General features: G+C 65.6%; 19 protein-coding genes. 9 read left to right on the plus strand and 10 right to left on the minus strand.

The genetic code is table 11. The annotated features are described in order from the left end of the window. Window positions 1-77 precede the first annotated feature (77 nt). A complete protein-coding gene (locus BLO63_RS16735; protein WP_091442869.1) occupies window positions 78-965 on the plus strand; it encodes a YicC/YloC family endoribonuclease in 888 nt (295 codons plus the stop codon). 71 nt (window positions 966-1,036) lie between these two features. Further along, the gene (gene gmk, locus BLO63_RS16740; protein WP_091443160.1) at window positions 1,037-1,657 is read left to right on the plus strand and encodes a guanylate kinase; all 621 of its coding nucleotides are present in this window, start codon (window positions 1,037-1,039) and stop codon (window positions 1,655-1,657) included. A gap of 40 nt (window positions 1,658-1,697) precedes the next feature. On the opposite strand, the gene rsmA is transcribed toward gmk, so the two are convergent. The 6 genes from rsmA to lptF all read right to left on the minus strand — a co-directional run bounded on the left by rsmA (window position 1,698) and on the right by lptF (window position 9,499). Beyond that, window positions 1,698-2,567 (minus strand): 16S rRNA (adenine(1518)-N(6)/adenine(1519)-N(6))-dimethyltransferase RsmA, encoded by an 870-nt coding sequence (gene rsmA / locus BLO63_RS16745; RefSeq protein ID WP_091442871.1) that lies wholly within the window; start codon window positions 2,565-2,567, stop codon window positions 1,698-1,700. 9 nt (window positions 2,568-2,576) lie between these two features. Then, on the minus strand, window positions 2,577-3,596 hold the full coding sequence (pdxA, locus tag BLO63_RS16750; RefSeq protein ID WP_091442874.1) for a 4-hydroxythreonine-4-phosphate dehydrogenase PdxA: 1,020 nt from the start codon (window positions 3,594-3,596) through the stop codon (window positions 2,577-2,579). A 7-nt stretch (window positions 3,597-3,603) separates the two neighbouring features. Next, complete coding sequence (locus BLO63_RS16755) at window positions 3,604-4,584, minus strand: peptidylprolyl isomerase (protein WP_244517922.1); 981 nt, start codon at window positions 4,582-4,584, stop codon at window positions 3,604-3,606. 110 nt (window positions 4,585-4,694) lie between these two features. Further along, window positions 4,695-6,959 (minus strand): LPS-assembly protein LptD, encoded by a 2,265-nt coding sequence (locus BLO63_RS16760; RefSeq protein WP_244517923.1) that lies wholly within the window; start codon window positions 6,957-6,959, stop codon window positions 4,695-4,697. Between the two features lie 245 nt (window positions 6,960-7,204). Then, a complete protein-coding gene (lptG, locus tag BLO63_RS16765) occupies window positions 7,205-8,290 on the minus strand; it encodes an LPS export ABC transporter permease LptG (protein ID WP_091442883.1) in 1,086 nt (361 codons plus the stop codon). A gap of 48 nt (window positions 8,291-8,338) precedes the next feature. Further along, window positions 8,339-9,499 carry an LPS export ABC transporter permease LptF gene (gene lptF / locus BLO63_RS16770; protein ID WP_091442885.1) on the minus strand — a complete coding sequence of 387 codons (1,161 nt, stop codon included), beginning with the start codon at window positions 9,497-9,499 and terminating at the stop codon, window positions 8,339-8,341. Between the two features lie 200 nt (window positions 9,500-9,699). Here lptF and BLO63_RS16775 point away from each other — a divergent pair, with 200 nt between their 5' ends. The 3 genes from BLO63_RS16775 to BLO63_RS16785 all read left to right on the plus strand — a co-directional run bounded on the left by BLO63_RS16775 (window position 9,700) and on the right by BLO63_RS16785 (window position 13,319). Continuing rightward, window positions 9,700-11,208, plus strand: coding sequence for a leucyl aminopeptidase (locus BLO63_RS16775; RefSeq protein WP_091442888.1), 1,509 nt, complete (start codon window positions 9,700-9,702; stop codon window positions 11,206-11,208). Window positions 11,209-11,255: 47 nt separating this feature from the next. Next, complete coding sequence (locus tag BLO63_RS16780; protein ID WP_091442891.1) at window positions 11,256-11,702, plus strand: DNA polymerase III subunit chi; 447 nt, start codon at window positions 11,256-11,258, stop codon at window positions 11,700-11,702. Window positions 11,703-12,002: 300 nt separating this feature from the next. After that, entirely contained in the window at window positions 12,003-13,319 is a 1,317-nt protein-coding gene (locus tag BLO63_RS16785; RefSeq protein WP_091442893.1) for a porin, read from the plus strand. Window positions 13,320-13,573: 254 nt separating this feature from the next. Here the strand turns inward: BLO63_RS16785 and BLO63_RS16790 are convergent, their stop codons facing one another. The 4 genes from BLO63_RS16790 to BLO63_RS16805 form a co-directional block, all read right to left on the minus strand. Then, the gene (locus BLO63_RS16790; protein WP_091442896.1) at window positions 13,574-15,445 is read right to left on the minus strand and encodes an ABC-F family ATP-binding cassette domain-containing protein; all 1,872 of its coding nucleotides are present in this window, start codon (window positions 15,443-15,445) and stop codon (window positions 13,574-13,576) included. Between the two features lie 60 nt (window positions 15,446-15,505). Further along, window positions 15,506-16,063, minus strand: coding sequence for a DinB family protein (locus BLO63_RS16795; RefSeq protein ID WP_091442898.1), 558 nt, complete (start codon window positions 16,061-16,063; stop codon window positions 15,506-15,508). Between the two features lie 565 nt (window positions 16,064-16,628). Next, window positions 16,629-16,847, minus strand: coding sequence for a hypothetical protein (locus tag BLO63_RS16800; protein ID WP_091442900.1), 219 nt, complete (start codon window positions 16,845-16,847; stop codon window positions 16,629-16,631). 254 nt (window positions 16,848-17,101) lie between these two features. Then, a complete protein-coding gene (locus BLO63_RS16805) occupies window positions 17,102-17,308 on the minus strand; it encodes a hypothetical protein (protein ID WP_091442902.1) in 207 nt (68 codons plus the stop codon). Between the two features lie 220 nt (window positions 17,309-17,528). Between BLO63_RS16805 and ndk the strand changes: the two genes are divergently transcribed. The 4 genes from ndk to BLO63_RS16825 all read left to right on the plus strand — a co-directional run bounded on the left by ndk (window position 17,529) and on the right by BLO63_RS16825 (window position 22,091). After that, on the plus strand, window positions 17,529-17,951 hold the full coding sequence (gene ndk / locus BLO63_RS16810; RefSeq protein ID WP_091442904.1) for a nucleoside-diphosphate kinase: 423 nt from the start codon (window positions 17,529-17,531) through the stop codon (window positions 17,949-17,951). 374 nt (window positions 17,952-18,325) lie between these two features. Further along, window positions 18,326-19,030: a TerC family protein gene (locus BLO63_RS16815; RefSeq protein ID WP_091442906.1), complete on the plus strand. Its 705-nt coding sequence runs from the start codon at window positions 18,326-18,328 to the stop codon at window positions 19,028-19,030. Window positions 19,031-19,191: 161 nt separating this feature from the next. Next, the gene (locus BLO63_RS16820; protein ID WP_091442909.1) at window positions 19,192-19,935 is read left to right on the plus strand and encodes a TerC family protein; all 744 of its coding nucleotides are present in this window, start codon (window positions 19,192-19,194) and stop codon (window positions 19,933-19,935) included. 71 nt (window positions 19,936-20,006) lie between these two features. Then, complete coding sequence (locus tag BLO63_RS16825) at window positions 20,007-22,091, plus strand: molybdopterin-containing oxidoreductase family protein (RefSeq protein WP_091442911.1); 2,085 nt, start codon at window positions 20,007-20,009, stop codon at window positions 22,089-22,091. Window positions 22,092-22,115 lie beyond the last annotated feature (24 nt).

The following is a 22,115-nucleotide window of genomic DNA, read 5'->3' on the forward strand; positions in this document are numbered from 1 at the left end:
CTTCGCTGCCGGCTTGAGGCTGGCGGCGGCCCCCGTTATGGTCCGGCCGCCGTCTGGGGACGGGGCAGGGGGATGGCATGACGCTGGCCAGCATGACGGGTTTCGCACGCACGCAGGGCATCAGCGGCGCGTGGAGCTGGGCCTGGGAACTCAAATCGGTCAATGGCAAGGGCCTCGATGTCCGCCTGCGGCTTCCCGGCGGATGGGACGGCCTGGAGGCGGGCCTCAAGCAGTCCGCCGCGCGTGTGCTCTCACGCGGCAACGTCAACGCCAACCTCTCGCTCACCCGGGCGGACCCCGAGGTCAGCGTCCGCGTCAATGAGCATGTGCTGCGGACCATCGCGCAGTCGGTGGGTCGTGTCGCCGAGGAACTCGGCGCGCCGCCGGTGCAGCTTGAGAGCCTTCTGGGCCTCAAGGGTGTGCTGGAGGTCAGCGAAGCGCAGGAGAGCGAGACGGCGCGGGCGGGGCTGGAGGCGGCTGTTCTGTCCGGCTTCTCCCAGGCGCTCGCCGAGCTCGCCGCCATGCGCGCGCAGGAGGGTGCCGCCCTCGGCCTCGTGCTCAGCGAACGGCTCGACGGGATTGCCGCGCTCACTGCTGCCGCCGAGGCCAACCCGTCCCGCCGGCCGGAGGCGATCCGCGCCAAGCTCGCCGAACAGCTGCGGGTTCTGATGGACACCAGCGCCAGCTTCGATTCGGACCGGCTGCATCAGGAAGCACTGATGATGGCGTCCAAGGTCGATGTGCGCGAGGAACTGGACCGGCTGGTGGCCCATGTCGCCGCTGCCCGTGCCATGCTAGCCGAGGGCGGCGCGATCGGCCGCCGTCTCGACTTCCTCGCCCAGGAATTCAACCGCGAAACCAATACGTTATGCTCCAAGGCTAATGACGTGTCGCTGACCGCCATCGGGCTGGAGCTGAAGGGGCTGGTCGAACAGTTCCGCGAGCAGGTCCAAAACATCGAGTGAGGGACAGGGTGAGCGACAGCAACGAGAACGCCGCAAGCCCCGCGGCCGCCATTGGCGGCCGGCGGGGGCTGATGCTTATCCTTTCCTCGCCCTCAGGAGCGGGAAAGTCGACCCTGGCCCGGCTGCTCCTGGAGCAGAACCCCGACATCTATCTCTCCGTGTCGGTGACGACCCGGGGACGGCGACCCAGCGAGGTCGAGGGCGTCCATTATCACTTCCTCACGCGTGAGCGCTTCGAGCGGCTGCGCGACGCCGGCGATCTCCTGGAATGGGCTGAGGTGCACGGCAATTTCTACGGCACGCCGCGCGAGCCGGTGGAAGCCGCCCTGTCGGCCGGCAGGGACGTGCTCTTCGACATTGATTATCAGGGCGCCGAACAGCTCTACGAGAAGATGCGCCAGGATATCGTCGGCGTGTTCATCCTGCCGCCTTCGGCGGCAGAGCTGAAGACCCGGCTGGAGCGGCGGGCCGAGGATGCTTCGGGCGTGATCGAGAAGCGTCTGCGCAACGCGCGTACCGAGATCGCCCACTGGCGCGACTACAATTACGTGCTGGTCAATGCCGACCTGAACTCGACCTTCGCCAACCTGCGCAACATCCTTCTGGCCGAGCGCCTGCGTCGCGAACGCCAGCCCGGTCTTGAGCCGGTGATCGAGCGGCTGGACCACGAACTGGCGGAACTGGCGGAGTAGGGGTTCCCTCCCAACGCCGCCCCGACGCCGATGCCGCTGCTCACGGTCGGCCGGCGCCGCCGGCCTGCCGCATCGCCACCCACTCATTGGCGAGGGCTACGAAGCCCTCGACCGTCACACGCTCGGCGCGTTCGGTCGGGGCAATGCCGGCCGCCTCCAGCAGCGCGCCGGTATCGACCCCGAGGCTTTTCAGGCTTTGGCGCAGCATCTTTCGACGCTGGCCGAAGCCGGCCTCGGTGACGCGCTCCAGTGCCTTAAGCGAGCAGGGCAGGGGGGCGCGGCGGGGTGTGATGTGGACCACTGACGACGTGACCTTGGGCGGCGGGACGAAGGCCGAGGGCGGTACGTCGAAGGCGATGTGCGCCTGCGCCCTCCAGCCGGTCAGTACGGCCAGGCGGCCATAATGGTCGTCTCCCGGCGCGGCGACGATACGCTCGGCGACCTCGCGCTGGAACATCAGCGTGAGGCTCTCATACCAGGGCGGCCAGGGATCGACCGAGAGCCAGCCGACCAGCAGCGGCGTGCCGACATTGTATGGCAGGTTGGCGATGATGAGGGCACGCTCGTCCGCCGCGAGAAGGGCGCGGTAGTCCGTCTCCAGCGCATCGCCCTCGATGATCTCCAGCCGGCCGGGATAGTTTGCCGCTACCTCGGCCAAGGCGGCCACACAGCGGGAATCGCGCTCGATGGCGATCACGCGCCGCGCCCCGAGAGCAAGGATCGCCCGTGTCAGGCCGCCGGGGCCAGGGCCGACTTCGATGACGGTCAGCCCGTCGAGCCGGCCGGCGGTGCGGGCGATCTTCGAGGTGAGGTTGAGGTCGAGCAGGAAATTCTGGCCGAGCGACTTCAGTGCCGAGAGCCCATGATCCCGGATGACGTCGCGAAGCGGCGGCAGATTATCGATGCTCATCTGACGACTTCAGCCTTCCGCTCGTGCGGCGTCGCTCTCGCTGAGCCGGCGCGCCAGAAGCAGCGCCTCGATCAGGCTGGAGGGATCGGCGCGCCCGGTTCCGGCGATGGCGAACGCCGTGCCATGGTCCGGCGAGGTGCGTATGAAAGGCAACCCAAGCGTGACGTTGACAGCGCGATCGAAGGCGAGGGCCTTGGCCGGCGCCAGAACCTGGTCGTGATAGGCGCCGATGGCGGCATCATATGTGGCGCGGGCGGCGGCGTGGAACAGCGTGTCGGCTGGCAGCGGCCCGCGCGCATCGATCCCCGCCTGCCGCAGCGCCGCCACGGCGGGGCGGGTGACATCCTCGTCCTCGCGCCCGAGCGTGCCGTCCTCGCCCGCATGCGGGTTGAGCCCGCAAATGGCGAGGCGGGGGGCTTTGATGCCGAAGCGATGCCGCAGATCGTGGGCAGTGATGCGGGCGGTCTCAATGAGTAGTTCACGGGTGAACAGGCGCGGCACATCCGCCAGAGGCACATGGATCGTAGCGGGAACGACGGCGAGGTCCGGCGACCAGATCATCATCACCGGGCGCGGCGCCGGCGAGGCGGCGAGATAAGCGAGATATTCAGTATGGCCGGGAAAGGCGAAGCCATCGGCATACAGCACGGCCTTGGAAATCGGGTTCGTCACTACCGCGGCGGCACGCCCGGCTTTCACCAGCGCCACGGCGCTGTCGATCGCCGCACAGGCGGCGGGAGCGCTGGTGGTATCCGGCTGGCCTGGGGCGGCGGTCGCCGCCGGGCCCGCGCTGACGACAGGTAGCGCGGTGGGGAACAAGGCGGCGGCGTCTTCGGGCGTGCATTCTTGAACCGGCACGGCGAGGCCGAGAGCTTCCGCCCGGCGGCGCAGCAGGCCTGCATCGCCGGTAACGAAGAAGGGTGGCAAGGCACGCGATTCCCGCATCAGCCAGGCTGCGAGGGTGATGTCGGGGCCGATTCCGGCCGGCTCGCCCATCGTCAGAGCCAAAACGGGCGAAGGGTGTGCCATCGACCGATCAGCGATACTGGATCATGGCGGACTTGCGGGCATCGTCCAGCAACTTCTTGGAGACCGAGTCGAACTGCTTGTTCTCAAGCTCGGTGCGCACCTCACGCTTCTGCGCGCTCTCGCCGACCACTTCGCGGCGATTGCAGATCGCGATCATCTCAATGCCGGCGCGGGTGACTTCCGGTGCGGTCATCTGGCCGACCGGCGTGTCGTCCATGACCTTTCGCACCGGTGCGCTCATGTCGGCCGAGGTGCGGATGACCGGGTCGCGGACCACCGTCTCGCGCATCCCGCGCGCCGTCTGGACGCCGGTTTCGCAATCCTTGAACTGCTTGCGCAGGTTGTTGGCCTCGGCCATGCGCTGTGAACGCTCCCCGGGGTTGGCCGTGCGGCCGACGACGAGGACGATCTGGCGCACCGTGTACTCGGTGGTGCGCTGGGCGCGGGTGAGGTCCTCGCCCTTCGACTGAAGCGCCGCGAAGACGTCGGAATCGCGGATGGTCGAGGCCGAGGAGAAACGGCCCCGAACATAATTGTTCCAGACATAGTCGGCCCGCATCTTCGTCTTGAGCATGCTGGCGTCGAGGCCGGACTGGGCGAGCGCCTGGGTCAGCTGCTCCGGTGAGCGGCCGCTACGGCTGCCCATGCGGGCGAACATCTTCTCGATCTCGTCCTTGTCGGCAGTGACGCCGAACCGCTCGGCGGTGACGATCTTCAGGCGCTGATCGATCAGCTCTTCCAGCGCCTGCTTTTGCGAAAGGTTGCGCCGCTCGGTGAGCTGGGCGAGCTTGATGCGCTGGGCGACATCGAAGCTGGTGATGGGTTGCCCCTGCACCAGGACAAGTATCTGCTGGGCTCTGGCCGGCGCGGGCGGGAGCGTGGTGACGGCGACGACCGCGCAGCCAAGCACCAGCGCGCGGGCGAGCGGTCCCACGACGCGATGACGACCGGCGCGCCAGCCATCCCGTATCAAAGACCGTCCGAGCATTTTCTCTCCACTCTTGCTGTCGGCAGGCGCCGGGGCTTTCCCCATTTACAAGTCCCGCCGTACCCGCGCTGTTCTGGTCGGCGGATGTGGCGTCAATGCGACGCCAAGGCCTAATCGCTGCTTCCGCTCGACCCCACATCGGTGGAGAAGCCCGCCTCGCCCAACGTCTTCAGCGTGAAGGTGACGAGGACCGTGTCGACGCGCTCGCGATTGCCACTTTCAGTGTAATCCGAACGATAGCTGAGCGCGATGCCGAAGCATTCATCGATATAGGAGATACCGAACAGCGTGTAGTCGATCTCGTCGAGATTGAGATTGTAGCGCGCGGCCGCCTGCAGGTTCCAGTTCTCGCTCAGCTTCAGCGTGCCGGTGCCGAGAATGCCTTCGCGCTCCTCGTAATAGCCGAGCAGGGGCTGGGCTGTGTACAGCCCGTAGAGCGCGGAGACTGTCAGCTGCTTGTTGATAACCGCCCGGCCTTCGACCTCGTAGCGCTCGACTGACCAGTCGCTGTTGTCGAAGCGGAAGCGGTTGATGAGCGAGAAATTCGCGGTCGGCTGGTAGTAGAGCCGAGCCACATAGTCGGAGGCATCGTCTTCCAGGCCAGATTCGGCACCGGTGTTCGCCATGTCGTAATTGGCGTAGGAGTTGGTGCCGAACAGTTGGTAGGACTGGCCGAACAGGGCGTTGATCTGCCCGCCATCATTGAAATTGGCGGTGTACTGGATGCCGACATTGGCGCGCCCGCCGCCTTCCACACGGTCATAGCCGGAATATTTGTTGATCTCGAACAGATTGGTGTCGTCGAAGATCAGGCTCTGCGCGTCTTCGTTCGGCAGCTGGCCGATATGGGTCTCATCCGGCCGGATGATGACCTGGGCGATCGGCTCGATGGTCTGGGTTCCCCAGTTCTGCACCGCGATGAAGGGGTAGCGGTATTCGAGACCGACGGCCGGCATGGCGCGCACGAGCTGCGTGTCGCCGCCGGTGCCGAGCCACGGCTCGTCCTCGGTCTGGGCCTGCACCGAGGCGACATCGAGCTGCATGTTGAAGAACGGCGTCCAGGTCTGGCCGGCCTGGTCGATGAAGGTGCGGCGCCAGTCGACCACGCCGGACAGGCGGCTGTAGCTGCCGACCATGCCGCGCATCAGGCAGGCGTCGCGCAAGCTCACGCCGGACGGAATTCGCGAGATGTCGCACTGGTTGGTGGGCCCGTCGTAAAGCTCCGGCACGAGCGGCGCATAGGCGGCGGAGGTGGCGCGCAGGTCGATCTGGTCGCGCGTCAAGCTGGTGAAGTTGATGTCGTAGCTGAACTGCCCGCCGAAGATCGAATCGCCCAGCGTCTTGCTGTAGTCGAGTACGGGGTGGATGACCGGCTGCTGCGACTCGACGTCATACGAGGTCAGGCCGGTGAAATACATCGCCCGCAGGTCGAAATAGGAGCGGTCGCCCTGGCCGACGAGATAGATCTGCGAGGTGACCTCGCGCGTCGTCGCGCTGATGAGGTTGTAGTCCTGGAGGAAGGTTTGGTCTGACATCAGCCAGCCGTCCCAACCCCAGTACCAGTTCTGGTTGATGTTGAAGCGGCCGTGCGTCTCGACCACGCCGCGCTGATCGCGATCACCGGGCTGGCCCTGGAACTCGTCCCTGTCCATTTGATCGATGCCAGCCGCGCGGATGCTGTAGCTGCCCGTTTCCAGCCGGTGCCGGAACTCAGCGTCGAGCAGCACGCCCTGCTTGGAGACGATCATCGGCGAGAACGTCACGTCCATATTGGGCGCGATGTTCCAGAAATAGGGGATGGTCGCGCCGTAGCCGATCTCGGAAGTGCTCACGAATTGCGGGATCAAAAAGCCGGACTTGCGCTTCACCGTCGGATCGGGCGCTTCGAGATAGGGAACCCACGCGATCGGGATGCCGAGGAACTCGATCCTGGCATCCTCGAAGTAGATCATCTGTTCCTTTTCTTTATGGATGATCTTGGCGGCCTTCACCTGCCACATCGGCGGCTTCTGAGGATTTTCCTTACAGGGTTCGCACGGCGTGTAGGCGCCGCTGGTCAGGACGGTCGTGTCGCCATTCTCGCGATCGGCGCGGGCAGCGACGAAATGCATGTCCTCTGGCGAATCGATGCGCAGCGAGTTGACGAAGCCGTTGCTGAAGTCCTGCGACAGGTCGAGGTTGTCGGCAGCGATGACGGTGCCGTCCTTGTCCTTCAGCCGCACGCCACCTTCGGCACGCAGCCGGTTGGCGTTGCGATCATAGACGACCCGCTTCGCTTCAAGGACCGCGCCGTCATAATAGATCTGGACGTTGCCTTCCGCGATCACCTCGTTGCGGGTGTTGTCGTAGACAAGCTCGTCGGCCGTCACGAGCATCTTCGCATTGGGGTCGGTTTGCCGCGTGACCAAGCCACCGACGAGGCCGGCGGGCTGCGCCGCCGTTGTCTGGGCAGCATTCGTCTGGCCAAGAGTCGTCTGACCATGAGCAAGCGTCGCCGGGCCGAAGGCGACCAACGCAACGGAGCCTGCTCCGAAAATCGACGCACAGACAGACCGGCGCAGGCGACTTCTCAGCCGCGGGATCGCCGAATCTGCCTGGCCGGCTATCACGTTGCCGACCTTCATCCGTCCTCCCGGTGAAGCAGGATGAGAATGCCCATCAATGCTCCTACGCCCGCTGGAAACCACGCTGCTATAATGGGATGCACAATCCCTGCCTCACCGAGGTCCTCGGCGAGCTTGGTGAAAACATAAAGCAGAAAGCCGGCCGCGACGCCACCGAGAATCGTCTGGCCGATGCCGCCGAACCGGAACACGCGCAGGCTCACCGAGGCGGCAATCAGCACCATCGCCAGCAGCAGCGCGGGTCGCGCCAGCAGGCTCTGATATTGCAGCCGATAGCGTTCCGCGCCAAATCCGACCCGGGTCGCGGCATCAATGGCGGCGGGCAGATCCCAAAAAGGCACGGTCTCGCTCTGAAGCGATTCCTGCACCTGATTGGGCGTGAGATTGGTAGCCAGCATGTACACGTCGTACTCCTGCAAACCTATTGCCGGAGTTAATACGCGCGCATTTTCCAGCCGCCACGCCCCGGGATCGAGCACGGCGCGGCGGGCCTCAATGCGCTCCAGCAGCTTGTCGTGCGTGTCGAACAGGAAGACGTTGACGCCGGTGAGTTCGCGTCCGCCATTGCTGGTGGCCGCCGCCTGGATGATGGCTTGTCCGTCGATGCTCTGCTGGCGCAGCCAGAAGCCGCTGCGGCCGGCCGCGAACAGGCCGGTCTGGCGGTTGAAGATCTCCGCTTCCAGTCGGCTCGCCCGTTCCTTGAACAGGGCCGAGACAGGGTTGTAGACCGTTGTGGAAAACGTGCCGAGCGCAACGGCAATCAGCGCCGCAGGAGCGATGAATTGCCAGGCCGAAATGCCAGCGGCGCGCGCCACCACCAGTTCCAGCCGCCGTGACAGCGTGAGGAACGTTCCGATCGCGCCGAACAGCACAGCGAAGGGCAGCAACTGCTCGGTGAAGAATGGCATGCGGTAGAACACCAGCAGCAGAAGCGTGCCGAAATCGACATCGCGCTCGCCGACGCGCCGGGACAGTTCGAGCAGGTCGATGAGCATGATCAGGCTGGCGCAGCCGACGAAAATGCCCATCACCGAGGTGATGAACCGGCGGCCGAAATAGAACCCCAGCGTGCGTCCGATCATGCCGCCGCTCCGCTGCCGGTGATTTCATTGTGATCGCGCATCGGCGGCTCAGTTCACGGTCGCGCGCACGACGCGCTGGGCGAGGCGGTCGATCCTTATGCGAATCGCTTCCGGCATGCGTGGCTTGAAACGCCCGCTTAGCGAGATCATCGCCCCGATGATGAACACAATCGGCACAAGGTACACGACAGGGATAAGGGCGGGCTCCGTGCGAACCTGGTTGACCAGCCCGAAGCTGGTAACCTGCAGGAAGATGATGAAGGGGGCGGTACCTGCCAGGGCCAGGCCACGTCCTTCGCGGGTGGTGCGCGGTTCGGCGAGCGCGGCGCAGGCTATGGCGAAGAAGGCGAGCACATAGAGTGGCAGCGAAAGCCGCCGGTGAAGCTCCTCGGTAAACCGTCCCGTGCCCTCGATCCTGACGACCACATCCTTCGGGTCGGGGCTCCAGAGGTCACGGAAGGAGCGCTCCGGCGCGCGGTAAACGGTCGGCTCGCCGCTATTGGTGAAGGGCGAGAGGTCGAAGGCGTAGCGCTGGAACTCGACCACATTACTGTCCGGCTTGCCGGGGGTGCGTCGGTGGATGGCTCCCTCTTCCAGAACCAGGAAGGTGCCTTCGGCGGAGTCGATCACCTGGCCACGCTCGGCGAGATAGGTGTTCACTTCCTTAGGATCGCGCGCATCATTGATGAAGATGCCCCCCAGCACGCCGTTGGCGTTGCGCTCGCGCACATGGAACACCATGCCCTGGGACAGGGTGGTGAACCGGCCGGGCTGGGCGATGAAGGCGACCACATCGGCGCGCACCCGGGTAATCTCATAGCGGAACTGGCGCATCGCCGCCGGCACAAGTTCGATCGACAGCGCGGCGCAGCCCGCCGCCACCAGCAAGGCGAGAATCACCAGCGGCCGCAGGAATCGCCAGGTGGAAATGCCGGCCGCGCTTGCCACGACGATTTCGGAATCGCTGTTCATCCGGAAGAGCGTCTGTGCCACCGCCATGAACAGCGCCGCCGGCGCCAGGCCGAGGATGAGGGCCGGCAGGGCGAGGGCGGTAATGACGACGAAGGCAATGATCGTCTGGCCCTGCGTGGTCATGATGTCGAGTTCGCGCAGGGCCTGCGTCACCCAGATCATGGCGGTCAGTACCAGCAGCGTTCCGAGGAAGGCCGTTGCGGCCGAGCGGAACACATAACGGTCCAGGCGGTTCATCGAGCGGCGTATCCTGATCCCTGTCGGTGAATGCCCGCTGCCCCGGCGTGGCCATGCTTGCGCACGATGCATAATTGGCTGAGCCTTCCGGCGCAAATCGGGCGGCGGCGCGTTGGCCCCGCGGCCCGTTTGAGGCTCGTCCCCCGTCGCACATTCGGCTAAAGAGAACGAACAAAGCCGTGACCAATCAAGGTGCCCCGATGCCCGACCATGTGAAGATCAGTTTTGCCAAGCTTCCGGCCACTCTGGAAGGGCTCGTCGTCCTCCTGGCTGCGGAGCCGGCCGAGGGGGATGCGCCGGACTTTGCGCCGGCCGTCGAAACGCTTCTGGCGCCTGCGGCCACGCTGGTGGCAAGCGCGATGCAGGCGGATCGGTTCACCGGCAAGTCCGGCAAGGGGCTGGATATCCTGGCGCCGGCGGGGCTGGACGCCTCTCGCCTCATCGTCATGGGGGTGGGCAAGGCGGCGAGCCTCAAGACCTTCGACTGGCTCAAGCTCGGCGGGGCCATCATGGGGCGCCTGCCCGCTTCGGCGAAGGAAGTGAGCGTCGTGCTGGCGTTGCCGGGCGGCGAGGTGCCGGCCGAGGCGGCGGCTGAGCTGGCGCTCGGCCTGCGTCTGCGCGCCTATGCCTTCGACCGCTACAAGACCAAGAAGAAGCCCGATGAGGCGACGGCGAAGCCGAAGCTGACTCTCTATATAGAGGACGATGCCGCGGCCAAGCGGGCGTGGAAGAAGCGCGAGGGCATCGGTGAGGGTGTGGTGATCGCCCGCGACCTGGTGAACGAGCCCGCCAACGTCCTCACCCCCACCGAATTCGCCAAGCGTGCCGGCGATCTCGCCAAGGTCGGCGTCGATGTCGAAGTGCTGGGCGAGAAGGACCTGAAAAAGCTCGGCATGGGCGCGCTGCTCGGTGTCGGCCAGGGGTCCGCCGAGGAGACCCGCGTCGTGGTGATGCGCTGGAACGGCGGAAAGGCGGGCGAGGCGCCAGTCGCTTTCGTCGGCAAGGGCGTTGTGTTCGATACGGGCGGCATCTCGATCAAGCAGGCTGCCGGCATGGAAGATATGAAGGGCGACATGGCGGGCGCTGCCTGCGTCGTCGGCCTCATGCACGCGCTAGCGAGCCGAAAGGCGAAGGCCAATGTGGTTGGCCTGATCGGCCTCGTCGAGAACATGCCCGACGGCAAGGCGCAGCGACCCGGTGACATCGTCACCTCGATGTCCGGCCAGACCATCGAGATCATCAACACCGACGCCGAAGGCCGCCTCGTGCTCGGCGATGTGCTCTGGTACGCCAAGGAGCGCTTCAAGCCGCAGTTCATGGTGGACCTCGCCACGCTCACCGGCGCCATCATCGTTGCTCTCGGCACCGAGCATGCAGGCCTGTTCTCCAACAACGACACGCTCGCCGAGCGGTTGACCGATTCTGGGCTGACCACGGGTGAGAAGGTGTGGCGCCTGCCGCTTTCCGCTGAGTACGACAAGCTCATCGATTCGAAGTTCGCCGACATGAAGAACACGGGCGGGCGCTTCGGCGGCTCGATCACGGCCGCGCAATTCATCCAGCGCTTCGTCGGTGACGTGCCATGGGCGCATCTCGACATTGCCGGCACCGCCATGTCCTCGCCCGCCACCGAGTTCAACCGCAGCTGGGGTTCGGGCTGGGGCGTGCGCCTGCTCGACGATCTGGTGGCGCGTCACTACGAATCGTGACGCCCGCTTTCCGGCGGCCGCGTGGGCAGGGATAGGGAGCTCGTTTCATGAGCGAAGTGTTCTTCTATCACCTGCAAAGCCGGCCGCTGGACGCCGCCTTGCCCCAGCTCCTGGAGAAATGCCTGGAGCGGGGATGGCGCTGCGCGGTGCAGGCGACCTCCCCGGAGCGGGTCGAGGCGCTGGACGCTCTCCTCTGGACCTATGACGAGAGCTCTTTCCTGCCGCATGGCACCGACCGCCAGGCCGAGCCGGCGCGCCAGCCGATTCTTCTCACAACAGACGAATCAAATCCCAACGCCGCCGTGGTCCGTTTTCTGATCGACGGCGCCGCGATTCCCGATCCCGGCGCCTATCAGCGGGTGATCCACCTGTTTGACGGCAACGATTCCGATGCCGTCGCGCCTGTTCGCCAGGCCTGGCGTGATGCGCGTGCCGCCGGGCACGACGTGACCTACTGGCAGCAGGACGCCAATGGGCGCTGGCAGCGGCGCTGATTGGGGCCCCGCAGTGGCGCCGCTTGCCACAATTGCCGCGCCGCCGCTCCCGCGTGTTCCCGTTAATCCTTGATTTACCGACGCTTTTCGCAAGGCGGCGTCGGGTTCCATCCAGGAGCGGGGTGGCGTGAAAATTGTGTCTCGATGGCAACACTTCGTTGCGGAATGGGCAGGAGGGGCCGTTTGGTACCACTTTGGCTTTGCACCGCCCGGTGGTTTCGAACAGTATCGCTGTGGGTGCCGCGCCGTGCGGCGGGTCCTGACAATTGAAAACCCAACATTGGTCCAATTTGGGGGAGAATGAAATTGAAGACGGTCATTAAGAATGTGCTGCTCGGTTCGGTTGCCGGGCTTGCTATGGTCGGGACTGCTGCGGCGGCCGATCTGCCTGTGAAGGCGAAGGCTGCGGAATATGTGAAGATCTGCTCCACCTACGGCGCGGGCTTCTACTACATCCCCGGCACCGACACCTGCCTGAAGGTTGGTGGCTATGTCACCGCCGACACCTACTACACAGACATCGACGCCAAGACGAGCGTCAACACGCCGACCTTCTTCGGTCGTACGAACTACGATCCGGATGGGCAGAGCTACTTCCTCACCCGCGTCGGCGTTCAGCTCGATGCCCGCACGCAGACCGAATACGGCACCCTGCGTTCGTACTTCGAAGGCCGCTTCAATGCGGGTGAAAACTACGGCTTCGGTCAGGAAATCGACACCGGCGCGTTCAGCTTCAGCGACGGCATTCGCAACCAGGCTGAAATGAAGTACGGCTACATCCAGTTCGCTGGCTTCACCTTCGGTCGCGCTACTTCGGCGTTCGACTTCTGGGCCGGCGACGGCTGGCAGGGCATTCAGCCGGGTTCGTTCTATTCCGACACCACGCTGAACGTGATCCAGTACACCGCTGACTTCGGCAACGGCTTCTCGGCGACCATCGCCCTCGAAGATTCGTATGGCCGTGAAGACGAGTTCGCGAACTTCGAAGAGCTCAGCGGCCAGCAGGTTCCCGATATCGTCGCCAACATTGCCTACGAAGGCACCTGGGGTGCGTTCAAGGTGTCGGGCGCCTGGCACCAGATCGGTGACTACGACCCGATCGATCTCGTCGATCCGCTGCTTTACAGCAACGATGACTCTGGCTGGGCCGTTCTCGCCGGCGTGCGCTTCGACTTCGCTGAAACCACCACCCTGTACGTTGAAGGCGCTTACGCCTCTGGCGCTCCGGGCTATCTCGGCCTCGCCGGCACCATGCCGGTCGTCGATGCCTACGGCAATGCGGTTTCCGGCTGGTACGTCGGCGGCGCTCTGATCCACTACTGGACCCCCTCGGTGTTCACGGGTCTGGTCGGCAGCTACACGCAGACCGACAACTTCGCTGTTGACTACCTTGTCACCGATGGCACCGACACCTACGAGGGTATCTCCTCGACCGACTTCACCGGCTACAACGTCGGCGTCAACATCGGTTGGGTTCCGGTTAAGGGTCTGACCCTTGTCCTCCAGTACGACTACCTGAGCGCTGAATACTCGGGCTCGGACATCTCCGAGCTGGTTTCCTACTCGCAGGAAGCCACCCAGAACCGCGTGACCTTCTCGGCCAAGCGTTCTTTCTGATCTCTTCCGAGATTGGCTCTACGGAAAGCCCCGGCCTTGTGCCGGGGCTTTTTGCTTTTGGGATGGTGCTTTTGAACGACGCGCCTTCAAGCAGCCGTGCAGGAGGTGGTTCTTCTCGGGAATGGGGCGAGGGCTAACCGCCGCCGCCGAATTGGCACGGTTAGGGCCAAGGCGGCGATAGACGCAGGGGCGCGCTTCGCACCCAAGAGGCACTAAAGCACACCGGAGTTTTCGCTAGGATAGGCGGGCAGCGTCTAGGACGCGGTCGCCTCGTCGAGGCGGGCGGACGCGTGCAACCAGTCTTCTTCCGCCTTGGCGAGGGCTTCGGCCGCCGCCGCGCGCTCCCGGGCGAAACGCTGGGCCTCAAGCGGCGCACGCGTATAGAGCGCATCCTCGGCGAGCTTGGCGTCGAGCGTGGCGAGACTGCGCTCCAGCTTCACCATTGCCGCCTCCAACTCCTTGATGCGCTTGCGCAGTGGGGCGGTCTCCGTCCGCCGGTCCGCGGCTTGCCGCCGCTCATCGGCCCGGGTGCCGGACGCCTCCTTGCGTGAGGACGACGCGCTGCGACCGACGACAAGCTTTTGATACTCGTCGAGGTCGCCGTCATAGGGACGCACCGTCCCCTCCGCGACCAGCCACAACCGTTCGGCGCTGGCGTCGAGCAGGGTGCGATCATGGCTGATGAGGATGACGGCGCCGGGAAAATCGTTGATCGCCTCGGTCAAGGCCTGCCGCGCGGCAATGTCGAGATGGTTGGTCGGCTCGTCCAGGATGAGCAGATGCGGCCCGTGAAAAGCGGCGAGGCCGAGCAGCAGCCGCGCCTTCTCGCCACCCGACAGCGCCGCGATCGTCGTATTGGCCGTCTGCCCGGAAAAGCCCATCTCGGCCGCGCGCGAGCGCACCTTGGCCTCCGGCGCCTCCGGCATCAGCCGGCGCACATGGTCGTACACGGTCTCGCTGGCCACCAACTCATCCAGCTGGTGCTGGGCGAGATAGGCGATCTCCAGCCCAGCGGCCCGCACCATCGTTCCGCCCAGCGGCGCCAGCCGGCCGGAAATCAGCTTTGCAAAGGTGGACTTACCGTTTCCGTTCGGGCCGAGCAGGGCGATGCGGTCGTCATGGTCGATGCGGAGCGTGAGGCCCTTCAGGATCGGCTTCCCCGGCTCATAGCCGGCGGAAACGCCATCGAGCGTGAGAATGGGCGGCGAGGGAATGCGCTCGGGGTGCCGGATCGAGATGGCGGCGGCAGCCTCGGTTGCAATGTCGGCGAGAGGTGCCATCCGCGCCAGCGCCTTCAGCCGGGATTGCGCCTGCTTGGCCTTGGTCGCCTTGGCGCGGAAGCGCTCGACAAAGGCTTCCATATGCTTGCGCTTGGCTTCCTGCTTCGCCCGTGCCTTCTGGTCGACCACAAGCTTCTCGGAACGCTGGCGCTCGAAGGAATCATAGCCGCCGCGCCAGAGGGTGAGCTTGCCCTGGTCGAGATGCAGGATGAACCCCACGGATTCATTGAGCAATTCGCGGTCATGGCTTACGATGAGCACGGTGCGGGGATAGCGGGCGAGGAAGTCCTGCAGCCACAGCGTGCCTTCGAGGTCGAGATAATTGGTCGGCTCATCGAGCAGCAGCAGATCCGGCTCGGCGAAGAGCAGGGCGGCGAGCGCCACACGCATGCGCCAGCCGCCGGAGAATTCCCAGCAGGGCCGCTGCTGGGCGGCATCGTCGAAGCCGAGGCCGGCGAGAATGCGTGCTGCGCGGGCCGGGGCGGCGTGGGCGTCGATGTCGACAAGGCGCAGCTCGATCTCGGCGATGCGCGCGGGATCCGTGGCATCCTCGCGTTCCTTCAAGAGCTTGGCGCGCTCGATATCGGCGGCGAGCACGACGTCGATCAGTTTCTCGGGACCCGCCGGGGCCTCCTGTGCCACCTGGCCGATACGGGCTGCGGTGGGAATGCGGATATCGCCGCTCTCCAGCTCCAGATCGCCGGTGATGGCGCGGAACAGCGTGGTCTTGCCGGTGCCATTGCGGCCGACAAGCCCGATCCGCGCGCCTTCCGGCAGCGCCACCGAGGCGTGGTCGATGAGAAGCCGGCCGGCGATGCGGAGGGAAATGTCGTCGAGGATGATCATGCCCGTCTTGTGCCGCGCCACGCGCCGCCGGGCAAGAGAGACGGCGGATCAAGCCGCCGTTCACCCCTGGCGGGAAAGGCCCCTCTCGCGCTGGAAGGCGATGAGGTCGAGCGAGGGCGCCGCCGCGTTGCCGAGCAAGGCGCTGACGAGACAGTGAACCTGGCCGCGATGATGGGTCTGGTGATTGAACACATGATCGAGAATCGTCGCCAGCTGCTGGGTGAAGCGGGTGCCGGCGACATTGGCGTAAGTCGCATCAGATGCCAGCGTCGTGGCGTCGAGGCCGGCGACATAGGCCGCGATGCGCGCATCTTCCGCAGCGCGGGCCTGGGCCAATTCCGGCAATGTTTCGAACAGGATAGCGTCGAGCCCGGCAGGCTCGTCGCCGCTGCCGGTGATCCGGCGCAGCCACAATTTGTCGCCGACGAGAATGTGATTCAGCGTGCCGTGCACCGAGCCGAAGAAGGCGCCGCGGTCGGCCCGGTACTGCGCCTCGCTCAGCTGGGCAGCCGCGGCGTAGAGGCGCCGGTTGGCCCACTCATTATAGGCGGCGAAGTCGCGGTAGCGGTGGGTGACGAGCTGCTCGTAGGCGTGTTCGGACGGAGTGGCGGTCATCATTGCGGCGATCCCCATGGTGCCGGCCAGCGCCGGAGGCGGGCGCCAGCCCCTTGCCTCGATGGTGCCGTGGCGCGCGGCCACTTTCCAATTCCGTCTGATGATGGACGCCATCACCGCGACCGCTGGGAGCGTGTAAGTCGCTGGCAGGCAAAAGAAAACGCCCCGGCCCTGCGGGAAGCAGGAACGGGGCGTTTTGCGTCGGGCCGCCACCGGGTCGGCGGGAACGGCGGCTGCCGTCGGCTTTCCGTTGCCGGAATGAACGTATCTTGCACGTTGCCGGGCAACGGTTGCTGAACGGGCGGTTGGCGGTTGTTCATCCGGCGGGGCGCGGACAAAAAAGTGCCCCGGCTCCTTGGGGGAGAAGCCGGGGCTGATGGGCTCGCGTTGGGGCTTGGGGGAGTGGGGATGCCGCGAGCCTAACCTTGTGAAACGAGTGAAGCGTGAGGCCGATGAGGTGGAGTGTTAGGCCGATGAGACCGAACAGGCCAGGTAAGCGATGAGTGGGCGAACGGTTCAGGCGAAACGCACCAGCCACACCCGCCAAGGCAGCCGGAAAGGGGGGGCCTCAGTAGCAGACGGGACGCTCGACCTCGACCATGCGGCCGGCATCACTCACCCAGCGCGACTGCATCACGCAATCGCCGGCGACCTGCTCAGCGGGAATTTCCACGGTCGCGACCGGCAGCTGGCGCTTGAAATAGCCGGTGGCGTCGGCAGCGCCCACGAACAGGGCGGTGAACCCCATGACGGCGGCAACAGCACTGATGGCAATGGCCTTGTACATCTCGGCACCTCATCCACCTTGCCGGTGGAAGGGCCACCGGATTTATTCAGTCCTTAACGCGCTCAACCCTGCGGAACGAAACTCCAGGCACAGAAGCTCTCTTGCTGCGCCGCCGCAATCTGCGGCGGTTGCAGCGGAACGACAGGTATCAGGTCCGGTCATTCGTCTGCGTCTCTTTCGGTCCGTTAACACCCACTTAACGTGCGTACTCCCGGAAGAGTTCCAAGAGGTAATCATCAAGTCGTGAACGCCGATTATTCGGCGAATACGCAGCGCCGCTCTTTCACCCAGCGCGGCGCCCCCTGCGTGAACACGGCACGGCGCTCCAGGAAGCAGGTCTTGTAGCCGGCCGGCTGGCGCGACGGGTCGGTCGTCGCGTCGGCGACGGGCAGGAAGGGGAGGGCGAGAAGGCCGACAAGCACGGCCGCCAGAGCCAACGCGGCGACAACACACTTCTTCATGGACTGCATCCTGGGCTGCGGCACCGGCCGCTTCGTTGCTAAACAAATGAGCGTGCGACGGTTCCACCGCAAGGCGGGGATTTCGGTTCCGAACGATGCGCTGCGGGATGGGCCGGGGTCTTGTCGAAAACGCCGCCCGCGCTTCTCTTGTCCGCAGGCGGAGGCGCCGCTATAAGCCGCTGCGAACCTTTCGCCCCCTTGTATCTTCAGGAAGCACGTCATGGCGCTCGAGCGCACTTTCTCCATCATCAAGCCCGACGCCACCCGTCGCAATCTCACCGGCGCGATCAACGCCACCATCGAGAAGGCGGGCCTGCGCATCGTCGCGCAGAAGCGCATCCTGCTCACCCGCGCCCAGGCAGAGACCTTCTACGGCGTCCACAAGGAGCGTCCCTTCTTCGGCGAGCTCGTGGATTTCATGATCTCCGAGCCGATCGTCGTGCAGGTGCTGGAAGGCGAGGACGCCGTCGCCAAGTATCGCGAAGTGATGGGCGCCACCAACCCGGCCAATGCGGCCGAGGGCACCATCCGCAAGGAATTCGCCCTCTCGGTCGGCGAGAATTCGGCCCATGGCTCCGACAGCCTGGAGAATGCGCAGATCGAGATCGCGCAGTTCTTCGCCGGTAACGAGATCGTCGGCTGATCGCTCTGGTCCGCTGCCCGCAAGGGTGGCAGGGCCTTGAAAACGCACCCCGTCCGGTCCGCCGGGCGGGGTGTTTCTTTGTGCGAAGCAGCGTAGACTAAGCGTTCGCAGCATCGATAATTGACAAAATGCGGTATTCGGGCTTGGCCACCGCATGGATTATTATGTATGTTCCCTAGATGGGCGCTGCGGGGGTCCGGCCATGGAGAAGTGGCCCGCAGCGGGGATGCCGTTTAATGGCGCGCCAAGAGCGCCCGGGAGTGGGCCCGCCGGAGCCACCTCCTCTTGCCTCACCAGAAAAAATGGCGCGCCAACGCCGAAACAACTGACTGGAGTTCCGCCCGCATCCGGGCGGGAGGTGAGGGAATGACCACATGGATTACCTTGAGCCGCTTTTCTGGCTAGCACTTCTCAAAATCATCTGGATCAACGTCCTGCTGTCCGGCGACAACGCCGTCGTCATCGCGATGGCCTGCCGCTCGCTGCCCGACAAGATGCGCCGCACCGGCATGATCCTCGGCGCCGCCGTCGCGGTCGGCATGCGCATCGTGTTCACCGCCATCATCGCCGTGCTGCTGGGCCTGCCCTGGCTGCGCATCGTCGGCGCGCTGGCGCTGATGTATATCGCGGTCGACCTCGTGCTGCCGGAAGAGGGCGAGGAAGGTGGCGTCGCCGCGCATGACAATCTGTGGCGCGCCGTCGGCACCATCGCCGTCGCTGACCTGGTGATGAGCCTCGACAATGTCGTCGCCATCGCCGCCGTTGCCGATGGCGACTGGACGCTGATCATTATCGGCCTGGTCATTTCCATCCCGATGATCATTGCCGGCGCGGCGCTGATCATGGGCCTGCTGGCGCGCTTCCCCTTCCTGGTGTGGGCCGGCGCGGCGCTGCTGGGCTGGGTCGCCGGCGAGATGTTCGTCTCGGACATCAAGGTGCTGGACTATTTCGGCGAGGCCATGGTCCATCACTACGAATACGCGGCGGCGGCCGCCGGTGCGGTGATCGTGCTCGGCACCGGCTGGGCGATCTCCCGCTTCAAGGGCGGGACTCACGCTGCGGGCCCGCACGGCTCGTGAACTGAACGGGGCTTCCCTCCCCCTCGACGCCCGCGACTCGTCAAGAGCGCGGGCGTCGGGCGTTTCAGGGGCGATTTCTGGCGTAAATAATAATGTATGCCAGAGATGGGGCGGGTGTTCCTGCTGACATCTGAACAAGACCGACGATCAGAGAGGACACGATGGATTTCTCAAGCCCGATCTTCTGGGTGGCGTTGCTCCAGATCATCTGGATCGACCTGCTGCTTTCCGGCGATAACGCCGTGGTCATCGCGCTGGCCTGCCGCTCGCTGCCCGAGAAGCAGCGCAAATGGGGCATTCTGCTCGGCGCTGGCGCGGCGGTGGGCCTGCGCATCGTCTTCGCGCTCGTGGTCTCCTACATGCTCGGCGTCCCGTTCCTGAAGGTCGTCGGCGGCGTGCTGCTGTTCTGGATCGCCATCAAGCTGGTGCTGGACGAGGGCGCCGAGGGCCATCATGTCGAAGGCGCCGACAGCCTGTGGAAGGCGGTGCGCACCATCGCCATCGCCGACGCGGTGATGAGCCTCGACAATGTGGTGGCGATTGCCGCCGCGGCGCGCGGCCATGCCGAGCTGTTCATCTTCGGCCTGCTGCTGACCATTCCGCTGATCGTGTTCGGCTCGCAGCTGATCCTCAAGCTGATCTCGCGCTTCCCGATCCTGATCTGGTTCGGCGCGGCGCTGCTCGGCTGGATCGCCGGCGAGATGCTGGTCAGCGACAAGGTGGTGCTGGAGACCATGCAGGGTATGGCCCCGTGGCTGGTCGACGTGATCACCGATCCCGAGGACCCGGTCGGCCTGAAGCCTTCCGCCATCCCGCACTATCTGGCCGCTGTGGTCGGCGCGATCTTCGTGATCAGCTTCGGCTGGATCGTGAAGAACCGTCGCGGCGAGGCGACCGCGCACTGAGCGCGACCTCTGTCGCTTGAGGTGTAAAAACAGGAGGCGCTCCGCTAGGATAGCGGCGGAGCGCCTTTTTCATGAATCAGCACATCCTGCCGACCCGCACTGGCTATTCCGCCTGTCCGCATGACTGCCCCTCCACCTGCGCGCTGGAGATCGAGGTGGAGGATGGCCGCATCGGCCGCGTGCGCGGCTCGCGCGCCAACAGCTTCACCGCCGGCGTCATCTGCGCCAAGGTCGCGCGCTATGCCGAGCGGGCCAACCACCCGGACCGGCTGACCCAGCCCCTGCGCCGCATCGGGCCGAAGGGGGAGGGGCGCTTCGCCCCGATCTCCTGGGACGAGGCGCTGGACGAGATCGCCCACCGCTTCCGCGACGCTGAGCAGGCGCACGGGCCGGAGGCGGTCTGGCCCTATTACTATGCCGGCACGATGGGGCTGGTGATGCGCGACGGCATCAACCGGCTGACCCGCGCCAAGGGCTATTCGCGGTTCTTTTCCTCGATCTGCGTCAACCCGGCCTGGAGCGGCTTCCTCGCCGGCACCGGCAAGCTCGCCGGGCCGGACCCGCGCGAAATGGCCAAGAGCGATTTCGTGGTGATCTGGGGCACCAACCCGGTGTCCACCCAGATCAATGTGATGACCCACGCCATCCGCGCCCGCAAGGAGCGCGGGGCGAAGATCGCCGTGGTCGATGTCTACCGCTCACCGACCATGGAGCAGGCCGACATCCCGATCCTGATCCGGCCCGGCACCGATGGCGCGCTCGCCTGCGCGGTGATGCATGTGCTGTTCCGCGACGGACTGGCCGACCGCGCCTATCTCAAGGACTTCGCCGATGACGCGGCCGGGCTGGAGGCGCATCTGGCCACCCGCACGCCGGACTGGGCCGAGGCGATCACCGGCCTGCCGGCGGATGAGATCGAAGCCTTCGCCCACGCCATCGGCCGGACCAAGAAGACCTTCATCCGCGCCGGCTACGGCTTCACCCGCTCGCGCAATGGCGCGGTGGCGATGCATGCGGTGAGCTGCATTCCCACCCTTACCGGCGCTTGGAAGCATGAGGGCGGCGGGGCGTTCCACTCCAACAGCGCCATCTATGGCTGGAACAAGCGGATGGTGGAGGGGCTGGACATCCCCACCAGCGCGCGCGAGCTCGACCAGTCACGCATCGGCGACATTCTCACCGGAGACCCGGAGGCGCTGCTTGGCGGCCCGCCGGTCACCGCGATGCTGATCCAGAACACCAACCCGGTGTCGGTCGCGCCCGACCAGGAGACGGTGCGGCGGGGCTTTGCCCGCAACGACCTGTTCGTCGCCGTGCATGAGCAGTTCATGACCGAGACGGCTGCCATGGCCGACATCGTGCTGCCGGCGACCATGTTCACCGAGCATGACGACCTCTATCAGGGCGGCGGCAACCAATATGTCATCCTCGGCCCGAAGCTGGTGGAGCCGCCGGGCGAGTGCCGGACCAACCACGCGGTGATCGTGGCGCTGGCCGACCGGCTCGGCGCCGCACATGAGGGGTTCCAGATGAGCCCGCGCGACCACATCGACTGGCTGCTGCAGGCGAAGGGGCGCGGCACAGTGGAGGAACTGGAGGAAAAGCGCTTCCTCGACGTGCAGCCGGATTTCGACACCGCGCATTATGTGAAGGGCTTCAACTGGCCGGACGGCAAGTTCCGGCTGAAGCCGGACTGGGCGCATTCGCGCTTCACCTCCCCGGGCAAGTTCGGGCCGTATCGCGACATGCCGGAATGGCCGGACCATTGGACTGTCATCGAGGAGGCGAATGCGGACTACCCGTTCCGCCTCGTCACCGCGCCGGCGCGCTCCTTCCTCAACTCCAGCTTCACCGAGACCGAGGGCTCGGTTGCCCGCGAGAAGCGGCCGGAGCTGTTGCTGCACCCCGAGGATGCGGCGGCGTTGGAGGTGGGCGAGGGCGAGCTTGTGCGCGTCGCCAGCGCGCGGGGCGAGGTGCTTCTGCATGCCCGCCTGTTCGACGGGCTGCGGCGGGGCGTGGTGGTGGCGGAATCGATCTGGCCGAACCGCGCCCATGCTGGCGGGCGCGGCATTAACAGCCTCACCGGCGCCGACCCCGTCGCCCCCGCCGGCGGCGCGGCGCTGCACGACAACCGGGTGCGGATCGGGAAGGTGTAGCTATGTGGCTCACCGAGCGCGCCG

It is taken from the genome of Ancylobacter rudongensis, assembly GCF_900100155.1.
GTDB lineage: Bacteria > Pseudomonadota > Alphaproteobacteria > Rhizobiales > Xanthobacteraceae > Ancylobacter > Ancylobacter rudongensis.